The 18654-nt window shown below is 72.5% G+C and carries 15 protein-coding genes and 2 pseudogenes; 8 read left to right on the forward strand and 9 right to left on the reverse strand.

What is annotated here, in order from left to right; all coding sequences use genetic code 11:
- Positions 1 to 40: 40 nt before the first annotated feature.
- The 5 genes from ABD841_RS16820 to ABD841_RS16840 all read right to left on the reverse strand — a co-directional run bounded on the left by ABD841_RS16820 (position 41) and on the right by ABD841_RS16840 (position 4903).
- Positions 41 to 1987, reverse strand: coding sequence for an HsdM family class I SAM-dependent methyltransferase (locus ABD841_RS16820; RefSeq protein ID WP_344972427.1), 1947 nt, complete (start codon positions 1985 to 1987; stop codon positions 41 to 43).
- Positions 1984 to 2352: a YgjP-like metallopeptidase domain-containing protein gene (locus ABD841_RS16825; protein WP_344972429.1), complete on the reverse strand. Its 369-nt coding sequence runs from the start codon at positions 2350 to 2352 to the stop codon at positions 1984 to 1986. Before ABD841_RS16825 ends, ABD841_RS16820 begins: the two co-directional genes overlap by 4 nt.
- Positions 2353 to 2864: 512 nt before the next feature.
- Positions 2865 to 4241: an NsdA family TPR-like regulatory protein gene (locus ABD841_RS16830; protein WP_344972431.1), complete on the reverse strand. Its 1377-nt coding sequence runs from the start codon at positions 4239 to 4241 to the stop codon at positions 2865 to 2867.
- Between the two features lie 114 nt (positions 4242 to 4355).
- On the reverse strand, positions 4356 to 4487 hold the full coding sequence (locus ABD841_RS16835; protein ID WP_344972433.1) for a hypothetical protein: 132 nt from the start codon (positions 4485 to 4487) through the stop codon (positions 4356 to 4358).
- 14 nt (positions 4488 to 4501) lie between these two features.
- The gene (locus ABD841_RS16840) at positions 4502 to 4903 is read right to left on the reverse strand and encodes a hypothetical protein (RefSeq protein ID WP_344972435.1); all 402 of its coding nucleotides are present in this window, start codon (positions 4901 to 4903) and stop codon (positions 4502 to 4504) included.
- Positions 4904 to 5238: 335 nt separating this feature from the next.
- Here ABD841_RS16840 and ABD841_RS16845 point away from each other — a divergent pair, with 335 nt between their 5' ends.
- The 3 genes from ABD841_RS16845 to ABD841_RS16855 all read left to right on the forward strand — a co-directional run bounded on the left by ABD841_RS16845 (position 5239) and on the right by ABD841_RS16855 (position 8812).
- Positions 5239 to 5877, forward strand: a complete 639-nt coding sequence (locus tag ABD841_RS16845; protein ID WP_344972436.1) for an ATP-binding protein — start codon at positions 5239 to 5241, stop codon at positions 5875 to 5877.
- A 204-nt stretch (positions 5878 to 6081) separates the two neighbouring features.
- Positions 6082 to 8448, forward strand: coding sequence for an ATP-binding protein (locus tag ABD841_RS16850; RefSeq protein ID WP_344972438.1), 2367 nt, complete (start codon positions 6082 to 6084; stop codon positions 8446 to 8448).
- Between the two features lies 1 nt (position 8449).
- Entirely contained in the window at positions 8450 to 8812 is a 363-nt protein-coding gene (locus ABD841_RS16855) for a hypothetical protein (protein WP_344972439.1), read from the forward strand.
- 30 nt (positions 8813 to 8842) lie between these two features.
- Here the strand turns inward: ABD841_RS16855 and ABD841_RS16860 are convergent, their stop codons facing one another.
- Positions 8843 to 9313 (reverse strand): fibronectin type III-like domain-contianing protein, encoded by a 471-nt coding sequence (locus ABD841_RS16860; protein ID WP_344972440.1) that lies wholly within the window; start codon positions 9311 to 9313, stop codon positions 8843 to 8845.
- Between the two features lie 122 nt (positions 9314 to 9435).
- Positions 9436 to 10272, reverse strand: a pseudogene (locus ABD841_RS16865) (glycoside hydrolase family 3 protein); the annotation flags it as partial.
- A 417-nt stretch (positions 10273 to 10689) separates the two neighbouring features.
- Between ABD841_RS16865 and ABD841_RS16870 the strand changes: the two are divergent.
- The gene (locus tag ABD841_RS16870; protein WP_344972442.1) at positions 10690 to 11271 is read left to right on the forward strand and encodes a nucleosidase; all 582 of its coding nucleotides are present in this window, start codon (positions 10690 to 10692) and stop codon (positions 11269 to 11271) included.
- Positions 11272 to 11402: 131 nt separating this feature from the next.
- The gene (locus tag ABD841_RS16875; RefSeq protein ID WP_344972444.1) at positions 11403 to 12212 is read left to right on the forward strand and encodes a class I SAM-dependent methyltransferase; all 810 of its coding nucleotides are present in this window, start codon (positions 11403 to 11405) and stop codon (positions 12210 to 12212) included.
- 134 nt (positions 12213 to 12346) lie between these two features.
- On the opposite strand, the gene ABD841_RS16880 is transcribed toward ABD841_RS16875, so the two are convergent.
- Positions 12347 to 12826 carry a nucleoside deaminase gene (locus ABD841_RS16880; protein ID WP_344972445.1) on the reverse strand — a complete coding sequence of 160 codons (480 nt, stop codon included), beginning with the start codon at positions 12824 to 12826 and terminating at the stop codon, positions 12347 to 12349.
- Positions 12827 to 13151: 325 nt separating this feature from the next.
- On the opposite strand from ABD841_RS16880, the pseudogene ABD841_RS40850 reads away from it, so the two are divergent.
- Both ABD841_RS40850 and ABD841_RS16890 read left to right on the forward strand, forming a co-directional pair.
- A pseudogene (locus tag ABD841_RS40850) lies at positions 13152 to 13781 on the forward strand (serine/threonine-protein kinase); the annotation flags it as partial.
- Between the two features lie 43 nt (positions 13782 to 13824).
- Positions 13825 to 15108, forward strand: coding sequence for a WD40 repeat domain-containing protein (locus ABD841_RS16890; RefSeq protein ID WP_344972448.1), 1284 nt, complete (start codon positions 13825 to 13827; stop codon positions 15106 to 15108).
- Between the two features lie 116 nt (positions 15109 to 15224).
- Here the strand turns inward: ABD841_RS16890 and ABD841_RS16895 are convergent, their stop codons facing one another.
- Positions 15225 to 16622 (reverse strand): cytochrome P450 family protein, encoded by a 1398-nt coding sequence (locus tag ABD841_RS16895; protein WP_344972450.1) that lies wholly within the window; start codon positions 16620 to 16622, stop codon positions 15225 to 15227.
- 551 nt (positions 16623 to 17173) lie between these two features.
- On the opposite strand from ABD841_RS16895, the gene ABD841_RS16900 reads away from it, so the two are divergent.
- Positions 17174 to 18649 (forward strand): MFS transporter, encoded by a 1476-nt coding sequence (locus ABD841_RS16900; protein WP_344972452.1) that lies wholly within the window; start codon positions 17174 to 17176, stop codon positions 18647 to 18649.
- The last annotated feature ends 5 nt before the right edge of the window (positions 18650 to 18654 follow it).

Consider the following 18654-nt stretch of genomic DNA (forward strand, 5'->3'; position numbering starts at 1 on the left):
ACGCCTCCGGGCGTCACAGGGGAAGATCGACAGGGAGAATCTACTCGGGTTGGAGGGTTCCATCGAGGAGACCGTCGAGACCGGACCGGACCAGATCGTCACCGATCTTTCTGATCTCGTGGACGGAGTCCTCGAAGGCCAGGAGCCTCCGGAAGGCGTCGCCGTACGCCCGTTGCTCGTCGATGGGCAGCCGCGGCAGCTGAGCCCGCCGGGGATCCATCCGGGCGGAGGAGCCGAGGCGCGTGCTGGCCTCGCCGGTGACTCTGAGGCAGCCGGCGAGGAAGTGCGGATCGAGCCGTCCGGGATCCGTCCGGAACAGCAGAAGCTGGGGGCCGAGCGCGGCCCCGCCTTCTCTCGCCACCCGGACGACCGTGTCACCGCGGGGAACGAGCGGGGCGACGACGTCTCCGGGTTCGACGACGACCAGCCCCGGTTCGTCCTCGGTGCGCCCGCTCGGGCCGCGGCCGAGCAGCAGATCCTTTGCCGTCAGGACGGGAAGATCGCCTTCGTCGACGGTCATCTTGAGCGGTCCCTGGTAGACGGTCACCACTCCGGCCCTGGCCAGTTCCCCGACGCTCGTCATCGGCAGGTCCCGCCGCCGCGACGGAGGGGTCAGCGCGGGGATGTCCAGTCCGCCGAGAGCCGTCACCACGCGTTTCCGGGCCTCGGCGAACGCCGACGGCCCCGACTGGCTCTGGCTGCCCACCCGGTGCACGGGAGTGAGGGCGACCTCCTCGTCGAGCAGGTCGATGATCCGCACGGTACGGGCGACGTCGGGCAGCTCCGCGCCGTCGTCGTAGGCCCGCCACGCGGTCTCCGCGACCGCGAGATCCTCACCCGCGTTGACCATGAGCACGTCGGACGGGGGCTGCCGGTCGGCGTCGGGATCGGGCCGGCGGAGCACCCACAGGTCGGGCGCCCCGCTGGACGCGGGCGCGGCACCGGTGGAGAGCGTGATGATCGCGCGCAGCGCTCCGGCGCGGAGCAGGTTGCCGCGGACCCGCCGGCCGGAGCGGCGTCCGGCCGCGACACCCGGCATCATGATGACGACGAGCCCGCCGGGCCGGACGTGGGCGAGGCAGTGCTGGAGCCAGGCCAGCTCGGACTCACCCCGCGGCGGCAGCCCGTACTCCCATCGCGGATCGCTGCTCAGCTCCTCGTAGCCCCAGCTCCGGTCGTTGAACGGCGGGTTGCAGACGACCGCGTCCACCCGCTCCCCCGGGAAGGCGTCGGCCCTCAGCGAGTCACCCGACCGGACGACGGCCTCGGTGCCGTGGAGCAGCAGCCGGGCCGCCGCCAGCCGGGCCGCCGCCTCGTTGACGTCCTGGCCGAGCACGCGGGTGGCTCGCGCGGCCAGCAGCAGCGTGCCGATGCCACACGACGGGTCCATGACGGTCGCGCCGGACGTTCCGGCCAGCCTGACCATCAGCTCGGCCACCTTCTGCGGGGTGGCGAGCAGCCGTCGCGAGTGCGCGTCGGCGTAGCGGGCGCAGATCCCGTCGAAGGTCTCGGCGGGCCCCTGCTCCGTCCCGACGTCCGCGATGGCGCGGATCAGCGCGGGATCGACCGACAGCTCGGGCGGCAGTTCGCCGGGCAGGTCCGGCACCGCCCGGGAGACGGCGGCCGGGAGCCGCCCGAGCATCTCGTCGTCGCCGAGCCGGGACAGCTTCCGCCAGTCCGCCGGTTCCCGCCGCAGGTAGAGCAGGAAAGCGCCCGTGTAACCGACGGCGTCCCCCAGGCGGAGGTCCTCCCCCACGGCCCGGAGCCACTGCCAGACCCGCTCCAGGGGTGACACCTCGACGTATCTTCCGTGCCGTCGCAACCACTGCTCGACCTGCACCAGGGAGAACGCCGGGCTGGTGGCCGTTCCGCCCACCGGTTGCGGGAAGTCGTCGAAACGCTTGCGCCAGTTGCTCACCGCCGCCCGGCCGACGTCGGCGAGCCGGGCGACGTCGGCGGCGCTGACCGTGACGTCTTCTCGCATCATCGCCCCTCCACCGGAAGCCACAGGTCGGGACCGAGACGGCGCAGGCGCTCGCGGCGGTCCTCGGCCGCGGAGCCGACGATCCGCAGCCGGTACGACCTGCCGAGGTAGAGGAATCTCTCGCCGGAGACGTACTCCCGGGGCGGCCGGGACTCCCCCGGCTCCCGCCGCTCGACGAGCTTGCCGTACAGCCAGGACCGCTTCGCCTCGACCATCCTGGCCGGCTCGGCGCGGGTCACCTGGGGCGGGGCGACCGCGGTGACGGAGGCGTCCCGTTCCACGGTGAGCCGCACGCTCCGGCGGCGTGGACTCACCGACACGGCGACGTCCAGATCACCGACATTTAGGACACCCGGAAAGTCGTTCACGGTCATCAGGATGCCAGGCTCAGATCCTGCGGATGTACTGCCGGTCGTTCTTGACCACGTCGAAGAGGTCGCTCGCCGGCTTCGGCAGCCGGTCGAACTCGCCGACGCTCGCGTCGTCCAGGACGTGGAAGATGCGCCGCCGGAAATCCTCCTGGTCGACCTGTTTCCCGCGCTCCAGAAGTCGGTGCGGTGGATGGTCTCGGCCGCGATCCGGTGCACGGCCCTGGCAGCGTCAGCTTCGCCACTGGCGACCTTTCTCGCGGGGGCCCAAAGGACTCAAAGCCCGGCCGGCCGGACACCCGAGGGGCGGGTTTCGCCGACCGACCGCCACCCTACAGCGATCAGCACCAGTTGACCACACCAATATTCCTGTGAATCGGAGTCACAATTCAATCGCTGTCGCAGAGCCTTCCCCAGCCTCGCTCTTCACGAGCCGTCCCGATGTCGCCCGCCATCCTTGATGCGCCGGTCCACCGAACGGCCCGCCGGTCGTGACCGGCCCGACGCCCCGATCAGGCGGCGAGCTCGCTGTTCAACCGGTCGCGGAACTCGCGGACCATGACGCTGTCACCGTACGGCTCAAGCCGATCCGCGAACCGCCGGAGGAGGTCGGTCGAACGGGCGGAGGTCAGCGCCTTCGTCATCGGGATGGCGGCCCTCGCGGAGTCGATGGCCTGCTCAAGCTCGCCCATGTCCAGGTACGCCTCGGCGGCATGCACCCGGTTGAGCTGAGCGGATCGAGGGAGTCGTTCGCTGAACGCGGTCACCACTGTTTCCGCACAAGCCGCCGCCCGCCGATGGTCACCGAGCAAACTCCAGCAACGACCCGCCTGGGCATCCAGCTCCACTGCCTCGAACCTGCCGACCCATGCTGGATCACGGTCGGTGGCTCCCCGGGCATAGGCGCGCTCGGCCTCGGCGAGCAGGTGCTCGACCTGCCGGGCACTGTGCCGATCACCGGTTTCGGCCGGGTTGGCTTCCACGGCCATCGCCCTGGCCTCCCCGGCCAGGACCAGCGCCATGACACGTGGGGGCGCCTCAGCGCGGCGGGCGGTGTCGGTGGCGGCCCGCGCCAGCCAGACCGCCCAGGTGCCCTGCTCCAGATGCGTTGCTTGCCGAGTCAACGTCGCCAGCACCCAGACACCGGTCAGCGGATCGTTGCCCGTCTTGGCCAGCCGGAGTGCCTGGCCGAAGTGCTGCTGAGCCTGGCCTTGGCGGTTCAGGTCGAAGGCCGTCCAGCCCGCCAGCCAGGTCATCCCGGCGGCGGCCGTCATCAGCTCCGCCCCCACCCGCTCGTCGTAGCGGCCCCGCAGCAGCGGCGCCACGGTGCCGTTGAGGTACTCCACCACCACCGGCCGCACCACCCCGGCCCCGAACCGCTGGTCCATCTGGACGAACGCCCGCTGCGCCTCGTCGATCCGGGCCACGTCGGCGAGCCCCACCGCGCGTCCCGCCCCCTCCTGCGCCGCCGAGGCGACGGGGGTGCCGTAGTTCCAGGAGGTCAGCCACTCGCCCAGCGCCGTGGGGATGAACGGCAGCGAGGCGAGCAGGTGGCGCCGTGACGGGTCCATCTCATACCTCCACAACAGTGCGGCCGCCTTGACGGTAGCCGCCGGGGAGGCGTCGCCGAAGTCCTTGACCGGCCACGATGGTGTCTCTCCGTAGCTCCAGCCCTCTATCCACCGCTCGACCTCCACCGCCGAGACCCCGAACAGGGCGGCGATCCTCGGCCGGTAGCAGGCCCGGACCCCCTGTTCGCCGCGCTCCCAGCGGGCCCAGGTCGTCGGGGTGACCCCGATCGCCTCGGCCGCCGTCTCCTGGCTCAGTCCCCGCTGCACCCGCGCCCGGACCAGCTCCGGCCGTCCTCCACCCCACCGCGGCTCGCCCACACCCACGCCTTCCTCGTAGTCGAATGACTACTCATTGTCACGAGTGAAGGCATTCGCTCACCGCCCCTCCCGGGAAACGACCAGGGATCGACCACCCCGGCCCGGCCGGGTTCCCTACGCGGGGAGGTCCCAGCTCGGCCCGCCGGGGTCGCCCAGCCCGACGTACCGGCGGTCCGAGGTGACCGTGAGCCCGAACGCCGGCTGGTGCGGGGATCCCGCGCCCTGCCAGGTCAGGACTGACCACATTCGGGGAGATCAGGCTAACCGGCCAGGAGCTTGCCAACCGCCTGATGGGAGACCCCGAGGAGCAGGCCGATGTCACGATGCGGAAGCCCCTGCTCGTGAAGGCGCCGCGCCGCCTGGCGTGAACGGCTGACCGCGTCGTCACGCAACCTGTCCGCCTCTCGCCGGAGTTCCCTGGTCCGTGCGACCTCCGTGGCGAGCTCGTCCCCCAGCACGGGGACCACCGTGATCCGCCAGGCGGTCGCGAGCGGGCTGTCCGCGTCGAGGTCGAAGCGGAGTGCCAGCAGGTCGCGTACCGTCTCCTCGACCTGGTCGAGCCTCCGCACCTGGGTGTGCGCGGGGCGCCGCAGCCCCGGCCCTTCGACCTTCAGCGCCCACCAGCCGCCGGACCGCTCGGCCGTGACCCTGGACTCGTTCACTTCCATCCTCCCCTTCGTCGTCGCGGTTCTCGTCTCGCGGAGCTCCGGCGAGCAGCGCCGGCCCCTTCCCGGGGAGGCCCTCGGCCGTCAACTCGCCGGTCCCACCATGACGTGGCATGGTGACCGCGTCTCCTCAGGCACGCCGCTTGGCATGGCCGCCATCATGTACGCCCGGCCTCCCGGAGGGCTTCCACGCGAGGAAACGACCAAGGAGCGACCACCCCGGCCGTGTCTTTCTCCAGGGCCCGCCGAACGAGCAGGCGACGGCGTTCACCCGTCCGGCCGCTCCGCGTTTCCTGCTGTCCACAGTCACCGACAGCGAACGGAGCGTGCCCATGCGGCCAGCCGGCGGCCTCCCCCAGGACGATCACCGCCCCGCCGACGACATGACCCCCCAGCCGGACCACGACCGGGAAACGGACGGCGTTCGCGCGCTGGTCAGGCCCCTCCGGCCCGGCTCGGCCGCGCGCCGTGCCCGCGCCGTCGTCCGCGAGACGCTCCGGCGGGCCGGCCTGGACGACGGCGATATCGCCGACGCGGAGCTCGTCGTGGCGGAGCTGGCCGCGAACGCCGAGAAGCACGCCCGTCCGCCGTACGAGCTGCGGATCTTCAGTCTGGACGGGGTGCCCACCTGGTGCGAGGTCGTCGACGGCGACCCCGACTTCCACGAGGTCCGGATCATCTTCGCCCTCCTCCGCTCGGTGGCGGAGATCGGCCTGCCCCTGCTCGCCGAGAACGGCCGCGGCCTGCTCCTGGTCCACCGGCTCTCGCGTGGCCACTGCCACGTCTGCCCCACCACGGTGTTCACCACCGGCGCCCCGGGCAAGGCCGTCACCTTCGCCCTGCCCACCCGCTCGGGCAGCCGCCCGACCTTCCCTCCCCTCCCCGACCTCCGCCCCGGCCTGGCCCGGCTCCGGCGGTGGAGCGCGTGCGATCCGCCGGCGGAACGGCGGGATCGGGGTATGGAGGGTTGAACGTGCCCGGTCACACCCGGCGCTCGATCTCGCCGATCGCCACCGCGTCTCGACCGTACGAACGAATGGCCCATGAAGCCCGATATCCACGATTGGAAACAGGAAACGAACCAATTGAGTTGTGAACTCTGGTCACAGGTGCTTCACTGATGGTCGTCGGTCGGCGATCCGACCGATCCTCCCCCACCCCATCAGGAGATCACTGTGTCCTCTTCCCCGGCACACGTAACGCTCCACGACGCCGTCAAGGCCCGGCTGGCCGGCTCCGGCCTCCCGGCCGAGGCCCGGGACCTGGTGCTCGCGGCGCTCGGCGAGCCGCCCCCGGCGGCGTCCGGCTCCCCCACCGGGATCTACCTCCGGGCGGTCACCGTCGCGGGCTTCCGCGGCATCGGCCGGCCGGCCCGGCTCCAACTGCCCCAGGGCAACGGGCTCGTCGTCGTCACCGGGCGCAACGGCTCGGGCAAGTCCAGCTTCGCCGAGGCCGTCGAGATGGCGCTGACCGGTCGGAACTCACGGTGGAACGCCAGGTCTCAGGTCTGGACGAGCAGCTTCCGCAACCTCCACAGCGGCACGCGTCCCGAGATCGAGGTGGAACTGCTCGTCTCCGGCGAGTCCGGGCCCACCGTGGTCCGCCGGGAGTGGACCGGCACCCGGGTGGAAGATTCCGCGGCGACCGTCCGGCGTCCCGGGCGGGAGCCCGCGCCGCTGGACACGCTGAACCTGGACCACGCACTGGCGGCCTACCGCCCCTTCCTGCCCTACGCGGAGCTGGGCAGCGCCCTGGACAAGCCGTCCGACCTGTACGACAAGGTCTCCGGGATCCTCGGGCTGGGCCCCCTCGCAGAGGCGTGCGCGGCGCTCCGCGACCAGAAGAACGCCCTCGGCAAGAAGGTGACGTCGTCCCGCCAGGCTCTCGCTCCCCTGCTCGGCGCGCTGGCCACCGTCGACGACCCCCGGGCCCGCGCCGCCCACGCCGAGCTGAGCGGACGCGACCCCGACCTCTCCGCGGTGGAGGCGCTCACCGTCGGCGACGGGGCGCAGGCGGAGCTGCGCGACCTGCGCCGGGTGGCGGAGATCACGGGCCCGGACGCGCAGGCCGTACGGGAGGCGGCGGAGCGGATGCGCGCGGCCTCGCACGCCCTGGAAGAGGTCCGGCGCGGCTCCGCGGAGGACGCCCGCGAGCGCGCCGAGCTGCTCGACCGGGCGCTCGCCCATCACCTGCGGCACCGGGACGACCCGGCCTGCCCGGTCTGCGAGACGCCGGACCGGCTCGACGACGCCTGGGCCGCACGCGCGCGGGCGGAGGTGACCCGGCTGCGACGGAAGGCCGCCGACGCCGACGCCGCCCGCGCCGAGGCACGGGCCGCTTGGGCGGCGGCGCGCCGGTTGATCGGCGACCCGCCCACCGGGCTGCCGGAACCGCTGGCGGCGTCGTGGCGGGAGTGGCTGGCCTGCCGGGAGAGCGCGGACGTCCGGCGGTTCACGGAGGCGGGCCTGCGTTTGGCGGAGGAGTGCCGGGTGAGCCGGGACGAGGCCGTCAAGCGCCTCGCCGACCAGGACGGCCGGTGGACCGAGCTCGCCGGGGCGGTGGCGGCGTGGTGCCGGGACGCCCGCGAGGCCGCGGCGGCCAGGGGCCGGCTGCCGTTGGTCAGGGCCGCCGACGCGTGGCTGCACGAGGTCCACGCCGACCTCCGGGCGGCCCGGATGGCCGCGCAGGGGCAGGACGCCCGGATGTACTGGGCGATCATGCGGCGGCAGAGCAACGTCAGCCTGGGAGAGATCCGGCTGGCGGGCACCCGGACCCAGCGCAAGGTCGAGCTCGACGTGACGGTGGACGAGGTGCCCGGGGCGGCGCTCGGCGTGATGAGCCAGGGAGAGCTGCACGCCCTGGCGCTCTCGCTGTTCCTGCCCCGGGCGCTGGCGGACGAGAGCCCTTTCCGGTTCCTGGTCATCGACGACCCGGTGCAGTCGATGGACCCGGGCAAGGTCGACGGCCTGGCCCAGGTCCTGGAGACGGTGGCGGAGTTCCGGCAGGTGGTGGTGTTCACCCACGACACCAGGCTGACGGAGGCGATCCGCCGCCTGCGCATCCGGGCGACGATCCTGGAGGTCACGCGCAGGGAACGCTCTGAGGTCGAGGTCAGGGTCTCCGACGATCCGGTGGAGCGGGCGCTGAAAGACGCCCGGTCCGTCGTCGGCGACCCCCGGCTTCCCGCGGGCGTGGCACCCGATGTCCTGCCCGGCCTGTGCCGGGTGGCGCTGGAGGGTGCCTTCGTCGAGGTCGCCCGGCGGCGGCTGCTGACCGCGGACGCCGACCACGACGCGGTCGAGCGGCGCATCGCCGAGGCGCGCAGGTCGTCGGAGATCGCCGCCGTGGCCCTCGGCGTCGAGCCCGGCGAGGTCGTCGGCTGGCTCAACCGCACCATCGGCCCGTGGGCCGGGAGCGTGTTCCACGCGTGCAACAGGGGTGCCCACGATCAGGGAGGCTTCGAGGCCGTCTTCCGCGGCACCGGGAAGGATCCCATCGAGTACGTGACCAAGCTGGTCCGGCGCCTGCGCGAGGTGAACTGAGATGACGACCTCCGCACGCCTGCTCGACGACGCCGACACGGTCCTGCGCACCGGTGGCCTGGGGCCGTGGCCGCGGATGACCGCGTTCCTGCTCCGCAAGGCCCTGGAGTCGTGCATGCGTGACTTCTGGCGCCGTATCCGGCCGGGTGTGGAGCGGTGCGGCATGCGGACGCAGGTGCTCTGCCTGACGGGCTACGCCGACGAGAGCACCGCCCGGCGCGCCGCCGGAGCGTGGGCCGCGCTCAGCACCGCCTGCCACTACCACGGCTACGAGCTCGATCCCACGGCCGACGAGCTGCGCGCCCTCCACGACGAGGTGCGCGTCCTCGCCGAACGTCTCGGCCCAGTTTCACCTACGCCCTGATCTGAAGGGCCGTGCGGGCGTGCCCGCCGGTCAGGGAAGGGTGAGCTCCGCAGAGAGCGGGCGGTCCGCGACGCTGCGGCCGGCCTCGACCAGGTAGCCGCCGGTGATCGTGCGCCAGCCGCCGTCCCAGATCTGGAAGGCGCGTTCGGGCAGTTCAACCGTGACGGTCGCGGCCCGGCCGGGTTCGGCGGTGACGGCCGCGAAACCGGCCAGCCGGCGCCGGGGCCGCCGCGGGTCGTCGCCCATCGGGGCGAGGTAGACCTGGACGATCTCACGGCCGGCGTGCTTCCCCGTGTTGCGCACGGTGATCGTCGCCTCGCATCCCCTGACGGACATCGACTCGTACGCCCATGTGGTGTATCCCAGCCCGTGCCCGAACGGGTAACGGGGCCGCGTCCCGGCGCGCTCCCAGGCGCGGTAGCCGACGAAGACGCCTTCGGCGTAGGCGAGTCTGCCGTCGACCGGGGTGGTGGAGAGGACCGGGCAGTCCTCGGCCCGCACCGGCCAGGTAGTGGGCAGCCGCCCGCCGCGGGCATCACGACGTCCAGCCCGCCCCGGGCGGCGGCCTCGGTGTCGCGGGCGGCGAACCAGTCGGAGACGACGACCCCGTCGAAGCCCCACTCGCCCTTCAGCACGCCGCGCTGCAACGCCGCGTGCTCGGTCATGGTCACGCCGTTGACCTGGTTGTACGCGGCCATGACGCCCCATACGCCGGCGGCCACGGCGATCTCGAAGGGGGCGAGGTAAAGCTCCCGCAGGGCGCGTTCGGAGACCCGGTTGTCGACGGTGAGGCGGTCGGTTTCGGCGTCGTTGGCGACGAAGTGCTTCACCACGGCGGCGACGCCGTGCTCCTGCACGCCCGTGACGTACTGCGCCGCGATCGCGCCGGTCAGCAGCGGGTCCTCGGAGTAGGCCTCGAAGTGCCGGCCGCCGAGCGGGCTGCGGTGCAGGTTGACGGTCGGCGCGAGCAGGACGTCCACACCCTTGCGGCGTGCCTCCTGGCCGAGCAGGCGGCCGGCGCGGCGGGCGAGGTGGGGGTCCCAGGTCGCGGCGAGCGCGGTCGGGCTGGGCAGGGTGATCGCCGGGTCGGCGGCGCCCCAGCTCGTCCCGCGTACGCCGACCGGCCCGTCGCTCATCACGATCGGCCGCAGGCCGATCTCCGGGACCGCGGGCAGCGACCACATGTCCCGCCCGGAGAGGATCGCGACCTTGGTCTCGAGGTCGAGCGCGGCCAGGGCGGCCTCGACGGCCGCCTCGCGGTCGGTGTGCATGGGGCTCACTCCTCGACGAGCTGCGGGACGGCGGGTGCCCGGCCGCGGGCGTTCCGCGCGGCCGGGGCGAAATCGGCTCGATCCTGGTCGCCGGTCACCGACGGCACCGCGCGATACCGGCAGGCGACCCTCGGGGGCAACAACATCTCCGCGGCGGGCCAGAGCACCTGGACCGACTACACCGTCCATGCCTCGGTCAAACCGCTGAGCTACGGCACCGGCCCGGCGTTGGGCATCAGCGCCCGCTACACCGACGCCGGCAACCGCTACGGGTTCAACTACTCCAACGGTGCCCTGCACATCATGAAAAGGGTCGGTGGAGTCGCCACCGTACTGGCCACCAAGCCGTACACGCTGAACGCCGGAACCACGTACACCTTCACCGCCACCCTCAACGGCGACGCCCTCGCGTTCGCGGTCGACGGCGTCCAGGAACTGACCGCCGTCGACGGCAGCCACACCGGCGGAAAGATCGCACTGGCCACCTACAACGCCACCGCCTCCTTCGACGACGTCCGGGTCACCGCCGGCTGGTGACACCGGCCTGGATTCCCCGCGTGGGGCGGCCGCACGACCCCTACGCGGATGGATCTAAGGTTTGCGTCCATGGAGCTAAGCGGAACAGTCACCCCCGACCGGCCCCTGCTCGTCCTCGCCGTCAGGCAGGAAGCGCAGTTCCTGGACGGAAGCCTGCCGGTGCTGCTGACGGGCATGGGCAAGGTCAACGCGGCGTCCTCGCTGGCGACCGTCCTCGGCCGGGGCCCCCTGCCCTCCTCCGTCGTCAACCTCGGCACGGCGGGGGCGCTGCGACCGGGCTGGTCGGGCACCCACGAGGTGGGCACCGTGCTCCAGCACGACCTGGACACGGAGATGCTGCGCGGCCTCACGGGCGAGACTTACGGAGCGCCGTTGACCCTGACCACCGGCGGCCCCGTCCTCGCCACCGGTGACGTCTTCGTCTCGGAGGAGGCCGCGCGGGACCGGCTCGCCGCCCGTGCGGATCTCGTCGACATGGAGGGGTACGCCCTGGCCTCCGTCGCGCGGCAGGCGGGGGTTCCCGTCCGCCTGGTCAAACACGTCAGCGACGACGCGGGCGAGGGTGCCGCCAGGAGCTGGCGCGAGTCCGTGGCGGACTGCGCCCGCGCGCTGGCCGACTGGACCGTCGCGAACCTGCTGCGCGAGAGCTGAGGCGCGACCCGCCCGGCAGGTGTGCGGGTGAGACGTTCGGTGCCGTCCCCGTGCGGGTGGCAGCCACAAAGCCAGGGCCGCCGTTGATCGGGAATGTCGCCCCGCCACCGCTCGGGCGTAGCGTGGCGTTCATGGCAAAGGTGCATCTCACCGGCGCGCAGGCCACGATGCTGGCCACGCTGTACGGCAGGGCGCTGGACGCGGAGTCGTCCCACCCGCTGCTCAACGACACGATGGCGCTGGACGCCGTCCGGAAGATCGACGCGGATTTCGGCGCGACCGGGCTGCACCGGAGCGATCGGATCACCGTCGCGCTCCGGGCCGGGCACCTGGACGCGTGGACCCGGGAGTTCCTCGCCACCCACCCGGAGGCGACCGTGCTGCACCTGGGCTGCGGCCTGGACAGCAGGGTCTACCGCGTCGATCCGGGTCCGGGTGTGCGCTGGTTCGACGTGGACTATCCCGACGTGATCGAACTCCGGCGGCGGCTGTACCCGCCGCGCGACGGCTACGAGACGATCGCCTCGTCCGTGACGGATCCCGCCTGGCTGACGCGGGTGCCCGCCGATCGGCCGGTGCTGGTGGTCGCCGAGGGCCTGACCATGTACCTCCGGGAGGACGAGGGCCGGGCGCTCGTCCGGCGGATCGTGGACCGCTTCCCCGCCGGGCAGTTCGTCTTCGACGCCTTCAGCCGGCGCGGCATCCGGATGCAGAGGATCAACAAGGTCGTCCAGGTCGCGGGCGCGACGCTCCACTGGGGGGTCGACGACGGCGCGGAGCTTGAGGCGATCGCGCCCGGGCTGCGGTGCGTGACGGCCCTGAGCGCCTTCTCCATCGAGGGCTACGAGAAGCTGGGGCTGGGCTACCGGGCGCTGGTCGGGGTGGCCAGGCTCCTGCCGGTGATGCGGAGGATGTCGGTCTTCTACCGGCTGGAGTTCTGAGGGTTCCGCCTGCCGGCGCCCGAGGAGCCTCTGCCCGCCGGAGCCCCGGCCGCCTCCGGCGGACAGGCCCCGCGTCGTCGCCTCGCGAGGAGCCGTTCCCGGGGCGGGCTCCTCCCAGGACGGGCTGTGGGATCTCAGGGGGAGCCGTGGAAGCGGCGGTGCAGGTCGCGTACCTGCTCCGCGAGCTCGGGGAACGGCCCCTCCACCACGGCGCCGGGGACGACCTCCCGGATCGGCAGGGTCCGCACGGGGGGCGCGGGGACGCCCAGCTCGGCCAGCCAGGCCGCCAGCTGCTCGGAGGAGCTCACATACACGATGCGGCCCAGGCCGACCCAGCCGTGCGCGGCGGCGCACATCGGGCAGTGCTCGCCCGAGGTGTAGACGGTCGCCGCCGCCCGCTCCTCGGGGGTCATGTTCGCCGCGGCCCAGCGCGCCAGCTCGAACTCGGGGTGGCGGGTCCGGTCGCCGGAGGCGACGCGGTTGTGGTCCTCGGCGAGGACGGTCCCGTCCGCGGCGACGAGCACGGAGCCGAACGGCTCGTCGCCCTCCTCCAGGGCCTCGGTCGCCAGCTCCACACAGCGGCGCAGGTGCCGCAGCTCGGCCTCGGTCGCCATGACAGCCTCCCCGGATCGATCTTCAACGCAATGCTAATGTCCGGGGTCCTCGGCGCCGATGCCCCGGGTCTTCGGTCCGTCACCTCCAGGGCCCGGGGCCGGCGGCCGCGGGTGGCAGGTGGCGATCCGGCGGGCGGCTCCGGGCTGTGACACAGGGCCGGCGACCGCGGACGACGGGACGGGGAATGCCGGAAATCACCTGGAATGAGGAGCAGGCGCCCCACCGGCTGTCGCCCCGCCGACCGCCGGCGTCCAGCAGCGGAAATCAGCATCAAAAGAATAGATATAGCGCTTTTTCGTGATCTTGTCGGTATCGTGCGGAGCTATGGAAGAGGCGGGCAAAGACGTCCTCGATGGGCGGTACCGGCTTGTCGAGCTGATCGGCACGGGCAGCCTGGGCCGGGTGTGGCGGGGCCACGACGCGGTGATGGAACGTGCCATCGCGGTCAAGGAGATCGTGTTCCCGGACCACCTGGACCCCGCCCGGGGCAAGGAACTGGGAGACCGGATAGCCCGGGAGGTTCAGGCGACGGCCTGGCTGAACCACCCCGGGATCGTCACCGTCTTTACGGTGATCACCACCGGACGGGCCCCGGCCATCGTGATGGAGCTCGTCGACGGCCCCTCCCTGGCCCGGGTGATCGGGCGGGAAGGACGGCTGGACACGGCCCGGGTCGCGCGGATCGGCCTGCAGGCGCTGGAGGCCCTGGCGCGGGCGCACGAGGCCGGGATCGTGCACCGCGACCTCAGACCGGCCAACGTGCTGCTGGCCGGCGAGCGGGTGGTGATCACCGATTTCGCGATCGCCGGCCTGGTCGGGGACGCCACCCGGGACGTCCCGGAGGCGCCGGCCGGTACGGCGTTCATGGCTCCTGAGCAGGCCCGCGGGCGGCCGGCCACCGCCGCGACCGACCTGTGGTCGCTGGGGGCCACCCTGTACACCGCGGTCGAGGGCCACCCCCCGGTACACCGCGTCCGACCTGGCGGAGTTGAGGGACATGCTCGGGCGCGGCCTCGCCATGCCCGCCGGTCCGCTGGCCCCGGTGCTGACCGGGCTGATGCGCGAGGACCCCGCCCAGCGCCTCACCGCCGGCGAGGCCGCCCGAGCCCTGCGCGACATCATCGACCAGCTGTCACCCGCTCGGCGTCCCACGCCGGGCGGGAACGCGGCCGCCGGCCTGAAGGCCGGGCTCCTCGCCGCCGCGGCCTCGCGGTCTGCGGCCCTGCTGCGTTCGGTGCCCCGCCGTATCCTGATCCTGGGCGGCCTCGGCGCCCTGGCCGCGATCGCCGTGCCGACCACGATCGCCTTCCTTCCCGACTCCGTCGCCCTCACCGGCCACTCCGGCGCCATCTTCTCGCTGGCGTTCAGCCCGAACGGGAAGACTCTGGCCAGCGGCAGCTTGGACAAGACACTACGCGTATGGGACGTGTCCTACGGATACACCGTCAAGATCCTCACCCACCTCAACGCCGAGATCTTCTCGCTGGCCTTCAGCCCGGACGGGCGAATCCTGGCCAGCTCGGCCCTGGACGACACAGTGCGGCTGTGGGAGACGGAGCACTGGGAGGATGCCGCCGCTCTCGTCGACCCTTTCGTACCCCCCTCGTCGGTGGCGTTCAGCCCGGACGGGCGCATCCTGGCCAGCGTCAGCTTCAAGGCCGAGAACGAAGCGTCGGACGCCCGCAACACCAAGGGCGAGATGGCGATACGGCTGTGGGATGTGGCCGGCGAGAAGACCACCGCGTTCCTCGTCGACCACGGGACCGGGAAACACGCGCTCTGGGAAGACGCGCTCTGGGATCACGCGCTCCGGACACTGGCGTTCAGCCCGGACGGGCACGTCCTCGCCAGCGGCGGCGAGGACGGAACAGTACGGCTGTGGGACATCACCCGCAGAACGACCACCGCCACCCTCACCGAGCACACCGGCCCCGTGCATTCGGTGACGTTCAGCCCGGACGGGCACACCCTCGCCAGCGCCGGCGAGGACGGAACGGTACGGCTGTGGGACATCGCCCGCAGGACGACCACCGCCACCCTCGCCGAGCACACCGAAGGAGCCGTCCGGTCGGTGGCGTTCAGCCCGGACGGGCACACCCTCGCCAGCGCCGGCGAGGACGGAACGGTACGGCTGTGGGACATCGCCCGCAGGACGACCACCGCCACCCTCACCGAGCACACCGACGCCGTCTACTCGGTGGCGTTCAGCCCGGACGGCGAAACCCTCGCCAGCGGCGGCGGAGACGGCACGATCCGGTTGTGGCGAATCGAGACCGCGTAGCGCGTGAGGGCACCCCGGGCGCCCTCACGCCGCCCGCAGCCCGGACGCCGCCTCCGGCCCCGTACCGTCGCGATGCCCGGGCCGTCGCCGGGCCGGCGACGGGTCCGGCGCGCCCCCTAACCGCGGCGCAGTCCCCGCAGGAAACGCCAGAGCGCGGAGATCGGGGCCTCCCCCGCGGCGGTGGGTGCCGGGGGCGCGCTCGGTTCGGGTTCCGCCGCGGGCCTGGCCTGCGTGTCGGCGGGCGGTGTGTAGGCCTGGACGACCTCGTACTGGACCGGCAGCGACCGCAGTGAACGCATGAGGGGAGACGGCCGCCACGGCAGCTGGTCGACCGGGAGGGCGAGCCGCATCCTGCCCAGCCGCTCGAACAGCCGGCTCACGGCGATGGCGGTGATGCGGGTGGCCAGCCGCTGGCCCAGACAGTGGTGCGGTCCCGCACCCCATGCCAGGTGGGCGCGGGTGCTCCGGAGGGCGTTGCGGTTCATCGCGCCGCCGAACAGCGGATCACCGTGGGCGGCGGCGACGGAGACCATGACCGGATCGCCGGCGGCGATGGTGAAGCGTCCCATCCGCACGTCGACCGTCGGGAAGCGGAAGGTGAGGTTGGCCATCGGCGGGTTGATCAGCGCGACGCGGTTCACCGTCTCCTCGATGATCCCCTGGGACAGGCTCGCCCGCACGTCGGGATTGGTGATCACCTCGACGATGGTGTTGCAGATCAGGGTCCCGGTGAAGTCGGCGACGAGTCCCGGCACCATCAGGATCTCGCGGGTCAGCTCGTCCAGAGTGAGGTCGGAGACGGCCGCCAGCATGTAGGACGGGATGTCGTCTCCGGGGTTGCTCATCTTGGCCATCGCCAGGTCGGTCATGGCGGCGAACAGCCGGTCCGACGCGGCGGCCGCGTCGGGGCCGGCGTCCAGCATCCGCCAGGCGTCCATCAGCACGTCGTCGCCCCGCGCGGACTCGAAGCCGAGGAGACGGTTGGCGACCATCAGCGGGAGCGGCCGCGCGTACTGCGCGGAGAGATCCGCCCAGCCGGCGCCGGAGCCGCCTTCCGCCATCACGCTGATGAGATCGTCGGCGTATTTCCTGACGGCGTTCTCCAGCATCTGGGCCTGCGGGTGCGTGCGCTCCTGGAACGGGGCGAGCGCCGCCGTCCACGCGTTGCGCAGCCGCCGCAGCGCCTCCCCGTCCCGGAACACCGAGCTGTCCACCTCGAAGGCGGGAAGCACCGGCCAGTCCGGAGGGATTCGGCCCTCCGTCTTCGCCCGCCAGTTGTCCAGGTGTTTGGTCCAGGCACCGCTCTTGTCCTGCAGGACCTGCAGCACCTCGCTGTATCCGAGAACCAGCCAGACCGGCACCCCGAGGAGGTCCACCGGCGCGACCGGCCCGTACCTGCTACGCAGGCGTTCGTAGACGAGGGCCGGGTCGGCGTCGTACTCCCTGGTGAGCAGCGGTTCTGCGGACATGGACGACAGCGCGTCGGGGGTGGGCGCGGTCCACGCGTCAGGCATCAAGGGGGTGCACTACCTCTCGTTCCAAGCCTCGCCAGAGCCGCGCGACCGCTTCTGCGGGGCGATCGTGTCCCGGCGTCGGCATGGGAGAAAAAGATGGCGGCTTTCCATCACCGCCAGGGACCGAAAAGGAGAAGTTTCGGACACGTTACCGCCGCGGTGCGGTGGGAGGCGGCGAGATCGCCCTACTGAACGAGATTCGGTTACCCATTATAGGGATCGCTCGCCTTCCGTTGCGAGTCCGAACCGGACGGCCGTCCGCACCGAGGCGCACCGGAGGCCCGCCCGGACGGCAGGCGAGTACAAGACCCGCCACCTGCGGGGCCGCGCGAACCCGGGAGCCGGGCGTCTTCCCGGCCGCTTCCCGACCACGCGGACCCGGGGCCGGACACCGCGCACGGCCGGACGTGGAGCACGACCGGGCCCGTACCCGCCCGCCTGCCTGCCGTTCGCCATGAGAACACCACCATGAATGCAATGTCGGAAAAGGGTAGGTATGCGCTGCTAAAGCACTGAAAAGTGCGTCAGGGATGAAGAGCAAGGCGGTCATCATGATCCCCAGTCGGTCGCCCGTGTCGCCGCGGGAGCAGCAGGAAGCCGATCCGCGCCGGTGGAAGGCGCTGACCGTCTGCCTGGTGGCCGGCTTCATGACGCTGCTGGACGTGAGCATCGTCAACGTGGCGCTGCCCTCGATCCGCGCCGGGCTGGACGCCCCGCAGAGCGACCTGCAATGGGTGGTGTCCGGGTACGCGCTCACCTTCGGGCTGGTGCTGGTGCCCGCCGGCCGGTTCGGCGACATGCACGGACGGCGCAACGCGTTCGTCTTCGGCGTCGCCCTGTTCACCCTGGCCAGCGCGGCCGCCGGGATCGCCGCGAACTCCACCTGGCTGGTCGTCGCGCGGCTCGTCCAGGGCGTGGCGGGCGGGGTGATCAACCCTCAGGTCAGTGGCCTGATCCAGCAGTTGTTCCGGGGCGCGGAACGGGGCCGGGCGTTCGGGATGCTGGGCGCCACCATCGGCGTCTCGACCGCGATCGGCCCGTTGCTCGGCGGGCTGCTCATCCACCTGGGCGGCGGGCACGACGGCTGGCGCCTCGTCTTCTACGTGAACGTGCCCATCGGGATCCTCGCCGTCGTTCTGGCGTACCGCTATATCGGGGGACGGGCGCCGCGGGGGCGGTCGCGGGCGAGCATGGACCCGGTGGGCGTGCTGCTGCTCGCCGCGGGCGTCGTGCTGGTGCTGCTGCCGCTCGTCGAGGGGCAGGAATGGCAGGGGCCGGGCCGGTGGCTGCTCGTGCCCGCCGGACTCGCCGTGATCGCCGTCTTCGCCGGCTGGGAGCGCCGGTACGGCCGGCGGCGCGAACCGGTCGTCGACCTGTCGCTGTTCCGCAGGCGCTCGTACGCCCTCGGTGCCCTGCTCGCCGCGCTCTACTTCGCGGGCTTCACCGCGATCTTCTTCGTCCTCACCCTGTACCTGCAGAACGGTCTGGGCTACTCGCCCCTGGAGGCGGGTCTGGCGACCACCCCGTTCGCGGCGGGATCGGCCGTGACCTCCATGCTGGGCGGCCGGATCGTCACCCGGCTCGGCCGCCCGCTGGTGGTGGCGGGGCTGCTGCTGGTGGCGGTCGCGCTGGCCGTCACGGTGCTCGCCGTGCGACTGGTCCCCGGGGAGCACGTGGCCTGGGCGACCGCGGTGCCGCTGCTCCTCGCGGGCCTGGGCAGCGGCCTGGTGATCTCCCCGAACCAGACGCTGACCCTGTCGGAGGTCCCGGTGGCCAGGGCGGGCAGCGCCGGCGGCGTGCTTCAGACGGGGCAGCGGATGGGCGCCGCCCTCGGCATCGCGGTGATCGGCGCGGTGTTCTTCGCCGGGGTCGCCTCCTCGCACGGCGACCACGCGGCCGCCTTCCGCCACGCGCTCCTGGTCACGATCGCCTTCGTGCTGGCCGCGCTGACCGTGGCCCTCGCCGACGTGACCGCCGCCCGCCGGGCCTCCCGTCGTACCGCCCGCCGGACCGGCACCCGCCGCTGACCCGA

It is taken from the genome of Streptosporangium fragile (assembly GCF_039534445.1).
GTDB lineage: Bacteria > Actinomycetota > Actinomycetes > Streptosporangiales > Streptosporangiaceae > Streptosporangium > Streptosporangium fragile.